The 14,358-nt window shown below is 45.6% G+C and carries 16 protein-coding genes and 1 pseudogene; all 17 read right to left on the minus strand.

Annotation, left to right across the window (positions count from 1 at the left end):
• Positions 1–14 precede the first annotated feature (14 nt).
• Positions 15–362 (minus strand): TnpV protein, encoded by a 348-nt coding sequence (locus KQI39_RS12635; protein WP_216418799.1) that lies wholly within the window; start codon positions 360–362, stop codon positions 15–17.
• A 10-nt stretch (positions 363–372) separates the two neighbouring features.
• Complete coding sequence (locus KQI39_RS12640) at positions 373–534, minus strand: hypothetical protein (protein WP_216418801.1); 162 nt, start codon at positions 532–534, stop codon at positions 373–375.
• Complete coding sequence (locus KQI39_RS12645; protein ID WP_216418803.1) at positions 531–2,936, minus strand: recombinase family protein; 2,406 nt, start codon at positions 2,934–2,936, stop codon at positions 531–533. The genes KQI39_RS12640 and KQI39_RS12645 overlap by 4 nt, the downstream gene beginning before the upstream one ends.
• An 88-nt stretch (positions 2,937–3,024) precedes the next feature.
• Positions 3,025–3,549 (minus strand): annotated as a pseudogene (locus KQI39_RS17930) (type IV secretory system conjugative DNA transfer family protein); the annotation flags it as partial.
• Positions 3,546–4,043 carry a PcfB family protein gene (locus KQI39_RS12655; RefSeq protein ID WP_216418805.1) on the minus strand — a complete coding sequence of 166 codons (498 nt, stop codon included), beginning with the start codon at positions 4,041–4,043 and terminating at the stop codon, positions 3,546–3,548. The pseudogene KQI39_RS17930 and the gene KQI39_RS12655, both read right to left, overlap by 4 nt.
• Before the next feature lie 35 nt (positions 4,044–4,078).
• Positions 4,079–4,579: a hypothetical protein gene (locus KQI39_RS12660; protein ID WP_216418807.1), complete on the minus strand. Its 501-nt coding sequence runs from the start codon at positions 4,577–4,579 to the stop codon at positions 4,079–4,081.
• A 19-nt stretch (positions 4,580–4,598) separates the two neighbouring features.
• A complete protein-coding gene (locus KQI39_RS12665) occupies positions 4,599–5,486 on the minus strand; it encodes a ParB/RepB/Spo0J family partition protein (RefSeq protein WP_216418850.1) in 888 nt (295 codons plus the stop codon).
• Positions 5,487–5,576: 90 nt separating this feature from the next.
• Positions 5,577–6,422: an ATP-binding protein gene (locus tag KQI39_RS12670; protein ID WP_216418809.1), complete on the minus strand. Its 846-nt coding sequence runs from the start codon at positions 6,420–6,422 to the stop codon at positions 5,577–5,579.
• Positions 6,419–7,117, minus strand: coding sequence for a helix-turn-helix domain-containing protein (locus KQI39_RS12675; RefSeq protein WP_216418811.1), 699 nt, complete (start codon positions 7,115–7,117; stop codon positions 6,419–6,421). The genes KQI39_RS12670 and KQI39_RS12675 overlap by 4 nt, the downstream gene beginning before the upstream one ends.
• Positions 7,098–7,274: a hypothetical protein gene (locus KQI39_RS12680; protein WP_216418814.1), complete on the minus strand. Its 177-nt coding sequence runs from the start codon at positions 7,272–7,274 to the stop codon at positions 7,098–7,100. The genes KQI39_RS12675 and KQI39_RS12680 overlap by 20 nt, the downstream gene beginning before the upstream one ends.
• A gap of 2 nt (positions 7,275–7,276) precedes the next feature.
• Positions 7,277–8,038, minus strand: coding sequence for a BRO family protein (locus tag KQI39_RS12685; protein WP_216418817.1), 762 nt, complete (start codon positions 8,036–8,038; stop codon positions 7,277–7,279).
• Positions 8,039–8,058: 20 nt separating this feature from the next.
• Positions 8,059–9,111 (minus strand): DUF5688 family protein, encoded by a 1,053-nt coding sequence (locus tag KQI39_RS12690; RefSeq protein ID WP_216418820.1) that lies wholly within the window; start codon positions 9,109–9,111, stop codon positions 8,059–8,061.
• A gap of 427 nt (positions 9,112–9,538) precedes the next feature.
• The gene (rpsI, locus tag KQI39_RS12695; RefSeq protein WP_021977820.1) at positions 9,539–9,931 is read right to left on the minus strand and encodes a 30S ribosomal protein S9; all 393 of its coding nucleotides are present in this window, start codon (positions 9,929–9,931) and stop codon (positions 9,539–9,541) included.
• Between the two features lie 16 nt (positions 9,932–9,947).
• On the minus strand, positions 9,948–10,376 hold the full coding sequence (gene rplM, locus KQI39_RS12700; protein WP_021650595.1) for a 50S ribosomal protein L13: 429 nt from the start codon (positions 10,374–10,376) through the stop codon (positions 9,948–9,950).
• Between the two features lie 268 nt (positions 10,377–10,644).
• Positions 10,645–11,964, minus strand: a complete 1,320-nt coding sequence (locus tag KQI39_RS12705; RefSeq protein WP_216418822.1) for an ATP-binding protein — start codon at positions 11,962–11,964, stop codon at positions 10,645–10,647.
• Positions 11,961–12,689, minus strand: a complete 729-nt coding sequence (locus tag KQI39_RS12710; RefSeq protein ID WP_330384873.1) for a LytR/AlgR family response regulator transcription factor — start codon at positions 12,687–12,689, stop codon at positions 11,961–11,963. The genes KQI39_RS12705 and KQI39_RS12710 overlap by 4 nt, the downstream gene beginning before the upstream one ends.
• A gap of 83 nt (positions 12,690–12,772) precedes the next feature.
• Positions 12,773–14,353, minus strand: a complete 1,581-nt coding sequence (locus KQI39_RS12715; protein WP_148444963.1) for an MFS transporter — start codon at positions 14,351–14,353, stop codon at positions 12,773–12,775.
• Positions 14,354–14,358: the final 5 nt, after the last annotated feature.

The raw sequence follows: 14,358 nt of genomic DNA on the forward strand, positions 1-14,358 counted from the left end.
GGTTTCCTCCTTGCTTAGCTGTAAATTAGCTCGTCCTTAATGACTTCCTCTGCCTGTGCCACACAAGCGTTCATCTGGCGAACCCATTCAAGCTGATTTGTGGCTTTGAGCCGTTCGGTCACACCGTAGTGTTTCATCAGCTGGGGAAGGATGATGTTCATACGGCTCTTGGCGGCGGCTTCAATTTCCGCACAATGGGGATATAGCGTTTCGCTCAGTACCATCTCCGAAAAGAGAAACGGCTGTGCTATCCGCAGATACGACTTTCGCATCAGCCCCCACTTTCCAAGACGGATATTCGGGTTTTGCAGTTGAATGTCGGGGATGTAGTAATCTCCGCTCTTGATGAATTTCAGTTCCATAGTGTCCTCCTTAATGTTTGTCACTGACGATTTCAATGCGCTCATACAGCCCGGAATCATCGTCCAGAAACAGGTTCTTGTGATGCTCTGCTTCGGCAAGAGAACGATAGTAATATTCCTCGTCCGGCTTGCCGTCCTTGCGGACAAATCTGACTATCCATAACTCGTTCATGCTGGAATATCCTCCTTTTCTGCTTTCTTTTTGTGGTAGTCCTCTCTGCGCTTGGCAAGGTGGGCTTCGTATCGTTTGATGGCTTCGGGGTCTCCGGCTTCCGCATCGGCTTTCAATTTCTGATAGCACTTAACGGTGGCTTCGCTCTGATATTTCCGCTTCTCAGCCAGCTTCCTTGCGGCTTCTTCATCGGTCTTGGCAAGCTCCACAAGGGCTTTGTGTTCAGCTTTGCGCTTGGCAGTCCTTGTGCGGATATACTCCTTTTTTCGGGCTTCCATCATGGCGGCGTACTCTGGATCAGCTGCCATCCTCGCTTCCTCACGCTCCTTTTTGCGCTGTCTGGCTTCGGCTTCCTTGGCTCTCATTGCTTCCAGCTGCTTGGCTGCTTCGGGGTCTGTCTTTGCCTTTTCTTTCAGCTCAGCCCGTGTCAGTTTGTTTTTCTTTTTGGCTCGCTCCACTCGCTTACGCTCAGTTTCGAGTATCTTTTCACGCTTGATGCGCTCTTTTTCCTCTAACTGACTGATATATTCCGGGCTGGCTTCTCTGGCTTCCTTTAGCTTCTGGCGGTGCTTCTGATTCCGCTCACGCTGATATGCCAGATGTTCTTCATACTGTGCGATAGCAACCGGGTCTCCGGCTTGTGCAGCTTCTCGCATAGCATACAGCTTTTGCTTTCTGCGTTTTTCCGAGCGTTTGCCCTTTTCCTGCTTCTTTCGCAGCTGCTCGGCTTCGATGGCGGCAATGCGTTCTTCCTCGGAAACAGTTTCAACAGGCGGGTAGTAGTTACCGATGAAATTGAAATGAATATCAATGTTCTGCTGTCGGTAAATGGTTCGACCGCCTGTGGCTTCGTGAACATCAATCCTGTCAATGAATGCATAGAGCATAGTGTCGGTCAGCTCCTCGCAGTCCCGGTATTTCTTGACCAGAGCGATAAAACGGGATGCGTCCACCTGCTTGATTTCATCGTGCTGAACCAGATTTTCCAGCTCTGCAACACGCTTTTCCAGCAAAATCTGTTCTTCATCGTATTGCTGAATCATGCGCTGTGCCTGTCGCTCCGGCAGCAAGCCGCTCAAGGTACTCTCATAGAGCTTGTTGATTTTCTCGTCCAGCTCAGCCATTCGTTTCTTTGCTTCGGCAAGTTCCTGATAGCCATTGTTTGCCGTTCTGGTCTGCTGCTCATTCCAAACGGCTTTGAGCTGCTGAATAAACTCGTCCTCGTTTTCAAGGACATATTTGCTTACCGCCTGAATTGCCTGTAAAATTGCCGCTTCCAGAACCGATGTTTTTACATAGTGGGAAACACATTCTCCGCTCTTGCTCCGATAATTGCCGCATTGAAAAGCGGAATCTGAATCATAGTGCTTTTCGCTATGATTTGCTTCGGGACTGATAAATCCCATTCTTGCGCCACAGTCAGCACAGTACACCAAGCCGGACAGGCGGTGGGAGTAGGTGCCATTCGCCACTCTCGGCTTTTTCTTCGAGCGAATCTTTCTGGCAATATCCCATGTGTCTTGGTCGATGATGGCTTCATGCGTATCGGGGAAAATCATCAGCTCGTCCGGCGTTGCGGCTCTGCGCTGCTTGGTCTTGAAGTTCTCGCAGATGGACTTGCCCAACACAGTATGACCGAGATATTCCTGCCGATCAAGGATGTAGCCAACGGTGGTTGCACTCCATCGGCAGGGGTCTGTCACATTCTTGTGTCTGCAATTCTTCGGCTGATTTAAGGCTGCATAAGCGGAGGGAATCAGCACCTTCTCTGCTGTCAGCATTTCCGCAATGGCGGTGGTGCTGTTGCCCTGACAAACCAGACGGAAGATTTTTCTGACAACCTCTGCGGCTGGCTCGTCCACGATGAGAGTCTGCTTATCGTCCGGCTTTCTCTTGTAACCATACGGGATAGAGCCGCTGCATCGCATTCCGTCTTTCATTCTGGACTTGAAGATTGCCTTAATTTTGTTGCTGGTGTCCTTGGCGTACCATTCGTTCATGATGTTCAAGAACGGCGTGAAGTCATTGTCCTGCGGGGTAGCACTGTCCACATTGTTGTTGATGGCTATGAACCGAACGCCCTTTTTCGGGAAAAGGATTTCTGTGTAGTAGCCAACTTGCAGGTAGTTTCTACCAAAACGACTGAGATCCTTTACCACAAGGGTCTCCACTCGTCCGGCTTCGACTTCTTCCAGCAGGGCGGCAAAACCGGGACGATTAAAGTTCGTACCGGAATAGCCGTCATCATAGAAGTGCCGGATATTTCTCAGCCCATGCTGACGGGCATATTCTTCAAGATATTTCTTTTGGTTCTGGATGGAGTTCGATTCTCCAGCCTGTTCATCATCTCTTGATAAACGCTCATACAGAGCTGTAATTTTGATTTCTTCTTTCTTTGCCACGGTTTTACCTCCCTTCTTTATGTAATTAAGCAGGTAAACATCGGTCGTGCTTGTGAAACACACCCTTTGTCTATCTGCTTATAGTATAACCGTTGGGATCAGTGACCACATATGAGGAATGGCACTGAAGGAGATTCGGTTTCAGCCAAAACCTCGTTTTACCACTACCAGAACCGCCGACGATCAGCACATTTTTGTTTCTTGCATTGGCCGGATTCTTTGGGCGGTTTCCCATCATCAGTCTTTCTGTTCTTGTCAGGATGACATTGTTCTGGAATTCCGGATCTATAAAGGAGGCGATATACCTTTGCGTCCCCTAACGGGCTGTCCCGTATTCCATTCCATGTCGATACTTTTTTGCATTTCTTCCTTTCATCCATACGGCAAACCTAAGTGCAGCACCACAAATGATGCCAAACAGCAAATCTGCGGAATGAAAACTTGGAAGGGGATTGGAGAATGCCACTCCCATTGCAGCAAAAAAGCTGAAGAGTTTTGCGGAAGTATCCGCCCCTTCAGCCAATCGCCATGCTTCCCAGATGTTTGTTGCCAGCATACCTGCAATCACATATGGCATATTCAAAATCAGAAGCTTCTTTGTTTTCGTACTCATAGATCACGCTCCTGACTCTTATTTCTAACTTTAGAAGGAATCGATGCCACCAGTTCCTTCAGCTTGCCAAGCTGCTTCAGAACACTCGGTTTGTCCTTTGCCTTCAACCTCTGGTTACTATACTCCGCAAATGCAGCCGTCAATGCATCAGCATCTCTCGCCTTGAAGAACACCATATACTTTGGAGGTGTCACAGTCTTATCTCTGGTAATTGCATAATCAACACCATACTTATTTGCGATCTTTTCAAAATCCCGGATGTTGGTATTCTGAATATCGATGCTGCTGACACCCTGATTCTGTCCGATCAGCTCCTGAATGGACTGTTTTCCATGAGGAGTTGTATCTTCATTTGCCTGTTCGGCTGCCTTTTTTGCTTTCACGTTATTATGATGACTTTTCCAGAGACGGAAAGCACTAATGATTGTCCTTCCACTCAGCCTCGTAGTCGATATCGCCAAATTGACGGTTCTGTTTTCCACTTCTTCCTGCATGGGCTACGCCTCCTTTCCACAGGATTTCTTAATGTTTACACCAGACGAAATGCCGGAATTGCCATGCCATCCACGGCGATCGTGGTAAGGTTAGCCTCCACATAGTCAAATGCACTCTCAATGGTTTCATGGGTGACAGAGCATTCATTACCGTTTTCATCCATCTCCACAATGACTGCAGTTCCAAGAAGATAACGAATGCCTCCCAGCTCAACTACATCATCTGCGTTGCAGTGGATCAGAAGCTGCTCATCAAATACAATATCCTGCTCACAGAAAGCATCATCCTCCTCGGTCATCTGACGGAATTCCTGCGCAGTAAATACATCAATGTATCCACTGGGATTGATCGCCATAACGATAGCGGGAAGATCACCGTCTGCTTTCTCACTGGCCATACGCTGTGCCTCTTCTACATGCTGATCCAGAATTCCTACCATCACGCAGCGAACACTGTCCACCGCACTCTGCAGGAACTCCAGCGTCTTAAGCGCATCTTCCGGAGAATAGCGCTTTTCCATAAAATTCTTTGCCATTTTTGATTTCCTCCATTTCTTAGCGGTTTACATCCCGCTGTTTTTTTCTCTGCCACTGCTCCAGAAGACGAATAATCGTATCTTCCATCTGCTTCGGCGTATAAGATTTCGGGAAATACTTTCTCAGCACATCATTTCGAATCGTGACATGATCCAGTTCTCCCTTTTTGACTTCATTCATGATTTCGCACATCGCAACAAGAGTACAGGACCCTTCCTGACTCAGTTTTTTCATTCGCTGAGCCTGCGAAAGGGAAGGAGAAGCCTGGGTAGCATCCATTGCTTCCAGGAACTCCTTCTGTTCACCAGGCTTCAGATAAGATAATTCCACCGCCGGATTAAAGGCGATCTGTTTGGAATCCACCATATCCATAACCTCCGGAATGAGATTTGTAAGACGGATATACCTTTTCACAGTATCCTTACTCATCCCAGCTGCTTCACCAATAATCTCTGTAGATAACTTCGGTGCAACTTGCTCCGAAGTTAAATCTGTTCTTTTACCCTGGTGTTTAATAGCATCCTGCTTCATCTTGAAAGCCCAGGCTCGTTCACTCGGCAGGATATTTTCTCTCTGCAGATTACTGTCACACATGAGAATAATCGCTGCATCATCATCCAGGTCACGAATAATCGCAGGCACTGTTTCTTTTTCAGCCAACTCACTGGCTCTGTGCCTGCGATGCCCAGAGAGGATTTCATACCCTCCATAAGGATCCGGTCTGACGATCAGCGGCACCAATACACCGAATTCAGAAAGACTTTCAACCATCTGCTGCATTTCTTCATCGTCGCGCACCTGAAAGGGATGTCCTTCAAAAGGATGCAGCTCAGATAGCTTCAGCTGTACGACCTGCTCAACCTCCGCGCCTTGCGAAACCTCTTCTCCTGCTAATCCTGCAGTCATAATTTCTGTTTTTGCCACGAATATTTACCTCCCTTGGAGGGCGGCGCTTTACATTGTTATCTTTCTTCCAAAAGGGATAGAAGCTTTTCTTCATAGATCCAGTACCTCCTTCACAGTCCTCTGTTTATCCATACCGATAGATTTACGTCTGTCACTTCCGGACACATGGACCGGTGTGCACATCTCAAGTACTCTGCTGTAAATACGTGCATGAGCAACATCTGAAGGATTTCTGATCTCATTGATGGTCAGATTTGTAGTGATAATCACCGGAAGACCAGATTTATATCTTTCATCAATCACTGCATACACCTGTTCCAGCGCATATTCGGTATTTCGCTCAATACCCAGGTCATCAATAATCAGCAAGGGGAAATTAGAGAAAGAAGCGATGTACTGATATCTTTCATCGCTGTACATCGCTCCCATCTGATTCAGGATTTTAGAAAAATTGGTCATGAGGACTGCCGTACCATTTTCCAGTAAGGCATTCGCAATGCAGGCAGCCGTGAAAGATTTCCCTGTTCCTACATCTCCCCATAATAAAAGGCCAAGGTTTTTCGCCCTGACCTCACTCCAATTATCCACATAACGTCTTGCCATCTGGATGTCTCTATTATCCTCAGCCACTTCAAATCGCCAGTCCAGAAGATGCTTCTCCTGAATTCCATTTGCTTTCAGCTGACTGATCCTGCGCTGATGCTCTAATTCTCTTTCCTGTGCTTTGCGTTTTTCTTCTTCCTCTCTGCGGCATTTGCACACACAACCGACAATCTTCGGTGTTCCAAACATGTTCACCCTGCACTGTACAGGTGTATGACATTTGCTGCAGTAGAGCAAACCGTTTTCGCCCAGGTACTCATTCTCTGCAGGAGCCCTCTTTTCAGAAAAACGTTCCAGAATAGCACTGGCTATACCGCCTGCCGTATCTGTCATAAGCTTTCGCCCTCCTCATATCTGTAGATGTCATGACTGTATCCACTCTTCACTGCCGGTTTCTCTTTTCTGGCCCAGCTTCGAATCGTCGCAAGATGATTTTTATAAGACTTACCAGAGGAAGCCATATATTCAGACAGCCGTTCAATACGCTGTAAATAATCAGCCGGAAATTCAGCCATGAGTTTTCCATAATCATCATCAGACAGAAGAACATTTCCATAAGCACCATATTTATGGCGGGCTTCTTTCTTCTCTCTGTCTTTGATTTCTTTCGTCTTTGTTTTATTAGTATTTAATTGTGGCGGGGTTTCCGCATACGGTTCAGCCGCATTCGGTCTATCCGTATCCGGTTTTACCGTATCCGGCTTTTCCGTACACGGTGAACCCGTACACGGCTCAGGTGGTGTCTCATAGATGATATACTCAATTCCACCGAGTCTGCCATTTGCATCACGAAGCTGCTTTCTGACAAGATAGCCCTTGATTTCCAGTTCTTTCAGGGTTGCCACAATACAATCCTTGCCCTCCAGACAAATAGAAGCCAGACCACGAACACTGTAATCCCATTCATCCGGAAGGCTAAGAATCTGTGAAAGCAGACCTTTTGCTTTCAGACTCAATTCCTTGTCCCGCAGATGATAATTGCTCATCGTTGTAAAGTTCCGGTTTTTCTCAACTCTGATAACTGCCACGGCGGACACCGCCCTTCACGACCTGCTTACTGTTGTTCTTGCTCTGATTGCGGTTAACGTTCTGGTTTTTAGTACCATGATCACGACTGCGACTCATATAAGTCTGGCGCATCATACGCTCATATGCCTGCAGACGACCTTCTGTAAACATTGTCATTCTTATTCACCTCGCTTTCTTTTCTCCAACAAACGCTGGAAATGTGCTTTTCCCTTTGCGGTAAACAGCGTGTACTGATACACTTTGCCGCTGCCGCGATAATAGTCTTTCATGATAAAGTAGCCTCTCTTGGTGTACTCCGCATACGGCATCAGCTTTCTGTCCTGGTCACGATACATATACTTCTTTTCCAAAAGAAACTGGACCAGATCCCGTTCATGGATTCCAATTTCCTTTGCTGTGTTGCGAAGATTTGTGCTGTCATACGCGTTGATAAACTGATCAAAATAATCCACCTTTGGTTTCGCCGTCTGAAGTTCTTCCTGCTGCATTTTCTTCTGTTCCTGTTCTTCAATAATCTGTCTTGCCAAAGCAGTGATCAGTTCCGGATTCTTCGATACCTGTTCCAATGTGGAATTGGTCATATACAGCCCATGTTTTCGGATAGAAGGAATAACCTCATGGGTGATCCATCGCTTAAACTGCTTCGCTTCTTCCTTTCTTGAAGTAAGGATCAGTGCATACAGGCCTGACTCATTAATAATGGTTTTCATCGGATTACCGGAGGTTCCGTCATTAATAATGACGGTATTCTTCTCATCCTCATCCAGGCGAGTGACTGCCTGTCTGCTGTTCCCAATATCAAGAGCATCACAGACATCGACAGCCACAAACCACGGAATATCATCAATCACGAATGTTCTCACTTCACCAAAAAGGGGATTGCTGAATACTTTCATCTCGTGTTTCGTTTCATCATTCATTGCATTGAATCCCTTTCTGATTAGCCGATAGCCGGTTCGTCTTTTGTCTTCGGACGTCCAGGTGCCTTAGGCTTCAGATCCATGTCCTGTTTCTTGTCCTTCAGATCCTTCAGAACAGAAGAACGTTCCTCTTTGGCACTTTCCTTCTGAGTCTGTCTCTCCTCGAACTTTTCACCAAGTTCAAAGACTCTGGCTGCCGCATCATAGTGATATACACTATCTGCCAGACGATCCTGCGCCGATACTTCAGTAGCATTGATAGTAGTTACCATGTCCCTAAGCTCATCCACGCTCATGTTGCCATCATCCGGCAAAATCAGCACCTCATGCACAGAGCTGGGGAGAACAAACACATCTCCGCCAAGTTCTTTTGCTGCCTGATCCATGAAATCGGGATAGAACATAACGGCCGCACCCTGTACCTTATCTTCGTTGGTTGCTACATACATAGGCGGTGCCATATCCTGCGGCATCATCTCGACAGGCATTCCCATCATTTCAGCCATAACCTCTGCCATGGTCTTGAAGCTCGCCGGTCTGATCTCAGGAGCATTCTCCATTGCATCCGCATGAAGCTGTTCCTTCGTTACTCCGTACTGCTCCATCATGGCATTGGTAATCAGGACTGTAGACGCGCCATGCTCATTGCTGTCCAGCTGCAGACGATAAACCATCGACATGTTCTCCACATCTGTGTGTGGAATGTTTGCCAGCATGTCAGCATTCTGTTCTGTACCTACCACCTCAAAACAGAGAAGATTCTTCGCTGTCTCATAGTTGGTGATTGACTGTACATCAACAGACGGCATGTCATGCAATCCTCGCTCTGCCTGCGATACTGCAGCCGCAAGAACCCCTTCATATGATCTGCCCTCCTGCATCTGTGCAAAGAGCTGATCAGCGTTGAGATTCATTCCAATATTCGTATCTGCGGGTGTGATGCTGATTCCTGTGTAGGAACTTGCCTGCAGCTTTTCCACCGGTGTCTGTCTCACCTGAGCACCCGGGGAAATGTCCGAAAGAGCTTCTTTCAGATCCTGTTCCAGTTTGTTTACGAATTCTTTGAAATCCATAAAGCCTGACCTCCTTTTGTGAAATAAAAAAAGAGCGCCAACCCATTCTTCATAATCAAAGAATGAGCTGACGCTCTATGTAAGATTTCAATATAAACTGCTATACGAATTGTCTTGTTTGGTCAAACTAAGACAAACTGTGTCATATCCAATTATGAATCCGAAAGTGCATTCCGCGGTGCTCACTATCCGCTATTTTTGTTCTATAAGTACACTTCTTTCGTCCCTATATTTGCCCCATAAATTAACCCATTTGGCTCTCATTTTCGACGTTTGCCCCAAAATTAACCCAGATAAACAAGTATAAAACACATCAAATTAGGACAGGTTCTGACAAACCAAACAGAACTTCCGGGCATAGTAAAAGCCCGAAAAACCTTGATTTTTCGGGCTTTTTTCGCATTCTGTAAGCTGTAAATCGATTTGATTAACGCTTGCTGAACTGCGGAGCTCTACGAGCAGCTTTGAGACCGTATTTCTTACGCTCTTTCATACGTGGATCACGTGTAAGGAATCCAGCAGCTTTAAGAGCTGGTCTGTAGTCGTTGTCTGCCTCGAGAAGGGCTCTGGAAAGACCGTGACGGATTGCTCCAGCCTGTCCTGTGTATCCACCGCCGCGAACATTAACGATCACGTCGAATTTACCCTCTGTCTCTGTTAAAGCCAGTGGCTGACGAACGATAACTTTCAGAGTCTCAAGTCCGAAGTACTCATCGATGTCTCTTTTATTGATAGTGATTTTACCTGTTCCAGGTACCAGGTAAACTCTTGCGATTGATTTCTTTCTTCTTCCTGTTCCGTAGAATTTTGCGCTAGCCAATGTTTTCTACCTCCTATTAAAATGTTAAAACTTCAGGCTTCTGAGCCTCATGTTTGTGCTCTGGTCCTGCGTATACGAAAAGTTTCTTGTTCATAGCTCTTCCAAGAGGTCCTTTCGGAAGCATTCCCTTAACTGCGAGCTCGATAACCTTCTCAGGTTTCTTTGCTAACATTTCTTTTAATGTGGTTTCTTTCATTCCACCAACATAGTCGGAGTGGTTATAATAAATCTTCTGCTCAAGCTTCTTGCCTGTAACTTTGATCTTATCAGCGTTTACAACGATTACATAATCTCCTGTGTCAACGTGCGGTGTAAACTGAGGTTTGTTCTTTCCTCTTAAAACACTTGCAACACCGGATGCCAGACGTCCCAGAGTGCAACCCTCTGCGTCAACTACATACCATTTTCTTTCGATTTTATCCGGATTAGCCATATAAGTCTGCATGGTCCTACCTCCTGTTATTTATCAACGATAATGTTTCTCAAACCGCGGTACTTCCGCGAAAAAAAGTAAATGGAAACGCGGGTGCAAAATAAATCGCGGAAATGTCCGAAACCGCTGATAAAATGCCATCGCCGGGGCTATTGGCTCAAGCATCTTCGCACTACGTCACATTGAGTTATTATATTATAAGGGATTCTGCATGTCAACTGTTTTTTCGTGTAATTTTCAACAAAATTTTCAATGTTATTACGGTTTGCTTTTCTGATTTTTATGCCTTCTTCCCACTGATCGGAATCAGTATCTTCAGTTCAAACCAGTTATCTCTCTGACAGGCTACTGTAGATCCACCATATTTTTCCACAGTCGCGCAGATACTCTTCATTCCATAACCGTGAAGCCTCTTATCCTTCTTGGTAGTCACCGGCATTCCATTACGAAACCGGATCTTTTCATCGCAGTAATTTTCTGTCCGGATTCGCACGAACTGTTTTTCCCTGGAAACATAAAGCCAGATAAGACGTTTCTCCTTCTCTTTCTGCCTGCTGACACTCTCAATGGCATTGTCCAGCATATTTCCAAACAACGCACTGATATCCATGTCATCCATGAACGAAAGACTCTGACCTTCTATAATCACCTTCAGTTCGATCTCCCGTTTCTGACATACCATGGATTTATTGGTAAGTACCGCATCCAGAATCCGGTTTCCTGTCTTGTTCTGCGTCTCATAGACCTTGATCTCATGCTCCATTTTGTCCAGATAATCTCTGGATTTCCCTGCATCTGCCTGACTTCTCAGAAGATTGATCTGATGCTTCAGGTCATGATATTTCTGATTGACCACATCTATGCTCTCCCTGGAAAGCTGATAATTCTTATACTGCATCTCCATGATATTACGAAGAGCATCTTTTTCCAGACGGAGCTGCATCTCTTTTACCTGGATGTGATAAGCATACAGCACGGCCATTCCACTTAAGTCCACCAATGTACGAATAATAAAAATATCCATGGCAAAGCGTCCGCTGAATAGTCCGTTCTGATCCAGATAACTTAAATTGCTCATGCCGAAAACAGCAGCCGCAACGATCACGACAACCAGCAGCTCCCGCCTGGTCACATTCAGCTCTTCGATATCTTTTTTGAGATAACACTCAATAAGAAAAAGCAACCCGAATAATCCCAGATAAACCACTGCCATGATCACCCACTGCCACCCAAAGCTGCATCCTGTCAACTCATGGATATAATAAAAGACCTGCCAGCACAGAGAAGCTCCAAATTCTCCGTTTATAAATGCTTTCACACAGAAAAATCCGGCCTCCTTCACTGTGAAACAGTTGCACAGATAAATATACCCGTACATCAATCCGATAATCACCACCATAGCCGGAAGAAACAATGCCTTACCAACTCCGTGGGTCCATGTCATAAATAACAAAAGGAGGGCAAACTGAATGCAACTTACCACTCCCAGCTTCCATCCTTTTCGTTTCTTCTCATTGGAGCCTGCGATCACAAGCCCGGACATGGCATAAGCTATGGCATAGTAATAACCAGGTGTATTCAACACCTCTCCTGCATTCATTTGCCCACCTCATTCAGATATTCATTTAATGCGTCAAGAAATGGTTTCCGTCTGCTGCGGCTGACCTGGATCACATCGCCGTTTACGCACACATCACTTCCCACATAATTCTCCACGTATTCCAGATTCACAAGATAACACCGGTTGCACCGGAAAAACTTTACAGGATCAAACTGGCTGTCTGCGTCCTTCATAGTTCCCTTGGTGCTGTATTCCCCCTCTGTTGTGTGGTAGATCAGAAGATGATCCTGTACCTCCACATAGCAGATCTTCGACACATCCAGCTTCTGTTTTCCGCCTTTCAGGGAAATGGTGATATATTCCCTGGCAGATGTTTTTACACGGGAAAGTGCTCTTCCCATACTCTCCGAGAAAGAGAACCAGGAAATCGGCTTCAACATATAATCCAACGCATTTACCTTATATCCCTGTATGGCATACTGAGGTGCATTGGTGATAAAAATGATCTCCACATCCTTATCCAGCTCCCGGATTTTCTCTGCTGCCTTCATTCCGTTCATAAAAGTCATCTCGATATCCATCAGAAGCAAATCATAGTCTGCAGAATATCCTGTGACAATATCCTCGCCATCCTGGAATTCCTCTATGGAAAATTTCAGTTTCTGTTCTTTTTCGTATCTGTGGAGACAGTCCAGAAGTGCTCTTCTGTCCTGCTCACTGTCTTCCACTACCGCAATGCGGACCATCGCTGCCTTCACCCCCATGAAAACTACTTTTCACATGAGTTCAGTATACCAAGAAAGCCTCTTTGAAACAACAGAAAAATCCGTCATATCCGACGCAAACTTTATTCTTCCCAGGTTCCGCCAGCTGCAAGTACTGCAGCTTTCTGATTCTCTTTGATGATCCTGTGATCTTCCTCGATATGCTTCTCCACATCCAGTCTGCTCATCATAAATACGATGATGGCAAAAGTGATCACTTCCATTCCAAGAAACGCAAAAGCAAGTACATTCTCTACTCCGCCCATCTGACGGTATACCACCTGTCCCGTATAATCTGCCACATTATTGATAATGGTAAGTGTGGACGAATCACAGGCAACACCGGTATTGGTATATCCTGCAAATGTAAGAAGTCCGTTGATAATTCCCGTACAGATTCCAGTAAGACCTACCATGATTGATCCATAAACAGACATGGTAAAACCATCACTTCGGAAACCGTTTTTTGCTTCCAGGTGATCCAGCACATCGGAAAGAAGTGCCATGGTCACATACATGGCCGGGATACTTCCAATGCCCTTCAGGACCATGCCTACACACACCAGAATAAAGCTGTGCACATCAATAAAACATACCAGGCCTCCAACAACAGAAAAACAAAGTCCCAGCACAACTGCACGTTTTTTTCCAAGCTTATTGGCAATAGGCCATGCCACAAACATTCCAATGGCAGTAGGGATTCCTCCGATCAGTCCAAGGGTTGACATCAGAGTTCCTGACGTCTGTTCCGGATTGGCAGAATTAATCACGCTGTCAAACATCCATCTGGCATAAAAACTCATGGAGCTGTTTTTTACCAGCTGTCCCATCTGGAAAAGCAGGAAATAGAGAATGATGATCCACCAGTATTTGTTACGGATGCATCCCTGCACCTGTTTCTTTAACGGAATTTTTTCTTCCTTTATATTCAGGTTGATATTTTCTTCTGTGATACGCTCTCTTGTAAAATAATATTCCAGGAGAATGCCAACGAAGCAGAACAGACACAGTACAATGGAAATGATCCTCCAGTGTGCATAGCTTGCCTCAACATTAATCTCGCCATTCTCTGCAACAAAAAGATAACTCTGCAGAAGAACCGGTACCACAATACTTGCTCCGATCCCTGCGGAAGCTACCATAGCTGCATTGGAAAAAGTTGCAAGCATGCCTCTCTGTGAAGAATCCCTGGTAGACAGCGCGACCATGGAACTGTGTGCTGTGTAAAAACATGGATAGGCAAGCGCATAGTACAGGTTATAGGACACTGCGATCCAGATCATCTGAATACCCCCGCTCTGTCCGGTCGGAGTCATAAACAGAAGGATCACAGCAACTACTACCATCGGCGCAGACAACAGCATGTATGGCCTTGCCTTTCCCTGGGAAGTTCTTGTATTATCAATCCATCTTCCAATCAGAAGATTTCCAAGTACAACGAAGATCACGGATATCACCGGCAGCATAGTCGCAAACACACCAAATCTTGTCCAGCCAAGAACATCCACATAATAACGGTTCAGATAAGCACCGAAAATGGAATTCGCAAGCATGGCACAAAATGGTGCCAGGAAATATCCGATGATCATCTCAGGTATCTTTACATTATCTGATTTTATTTTTGTACGAAAAATCGGGTTTTCCACAATTTTTGTGATTTTCATAAGAT

The sequence above is a fragment of the Blautia sp. MSJ-36 genome (assembly GCF_018917985.1).
In the GTDB taxonomy this organism is placed as follows: Bacteria; Bacillota; Clostridia; order Lachnospirales; family Lachnospiraceae; genus Blautia_A.

Excerpts from the sequence above, each read along its gene's own strand:
- KQI39_RS12655 (WP_216418805.1), bottom strand. The coding sequence starts at position 4,043 with ATGCAGGAAGAAGTGGAAAACAGAACCGTCAATTTGGCGATATCGACT.
- rplM (WP_021650595.1), bottom strand. The coding sequence starts at position 10,376 with ATGCAGACTTATATGGCTAATCCGGATAAAATCGAAAGAAAATGGTAT.
- KQI39_RS12690 (WP_216418820.1), bottom strand. The coding sequence starts at position 9,111 with ATGGATTTCAAAGAATTCGTAAACAAACTGGAACAGGATCTGAAAGAA.
- KQI39_RS12715 (WP_148444963.1), bottom strand. The coding sequence starts at position 14,353 with ATGAAAATCACAAAAATTGTGGAAAACCCGATTTTTCGTACAAAAATA.
- KQI39_RS12680 (WP_216418814.1), bottom strand. The coding sequence starts at position 7,274 with ATGACAATGTTTACAGAAGGTCGTCTGCAGGCATATGAGCGTATGATG.
- KQI39_RS12670 (WP_216418809.1), bottom strand. The coding sequence starts at position 6,422 with ATGACAGATACGGCAGGCGGTATAGCCAGTGCTATTCTGGAACGTTTT.
- KQI39_RS12635 (WP_216418799.1), bottom strand. The coding sequence starts at position 362 with ATGGAACTGAAATTCATCAAGAGCGGAGATTACTACATCCCCGACATT.
- KQI39_RS12705 (WP_216418822.1), bottom strand. The coding sequence starts at position 11,964 with ATGAATGCAGGAGAGGTGTTGAATACACCTGGTTATTACTATGCCATA.
- KQI39_RS12710 (WP_330384873.1), bottom strand. The coding sequence starts at position 12,689 with ATGGGGGTGAAGGCAGCGATGGTCCGCATTGCGGTAGTGGAAGACAGT.
- KQI39_RS12660 (WP_216418807.1), bottom strand. The coding sequence starts at position 4,579 with ATGGCAAAGAATTTTATGGAAAAGCGCTATTCTCCGGAAGATGCGCTT.
- KQI39_RS12685 (WP_216418817.1), bottom strand. The coding sequence starts at position 8,038 with ATGAATGATGAAACGAAACACGAGATGAAAGTATTCAGCAATCCCCTT.
- KQI39_RS12640 (WP_216418801.1), bottom strand. The coding sequence starts at position 534 with ATGAACGAGTTATGGATAGTCAGATTTGTCCGCAAGGACGGCAAGCCG.
- KQI39_RS12665 (WP_216418850.1), bottom strand. The coding sequence starts at position 5,486 with ATGACTGCAGGATTAGCAGGAGAAGAGGTTTCGCAAGGCGCGGAGGTT.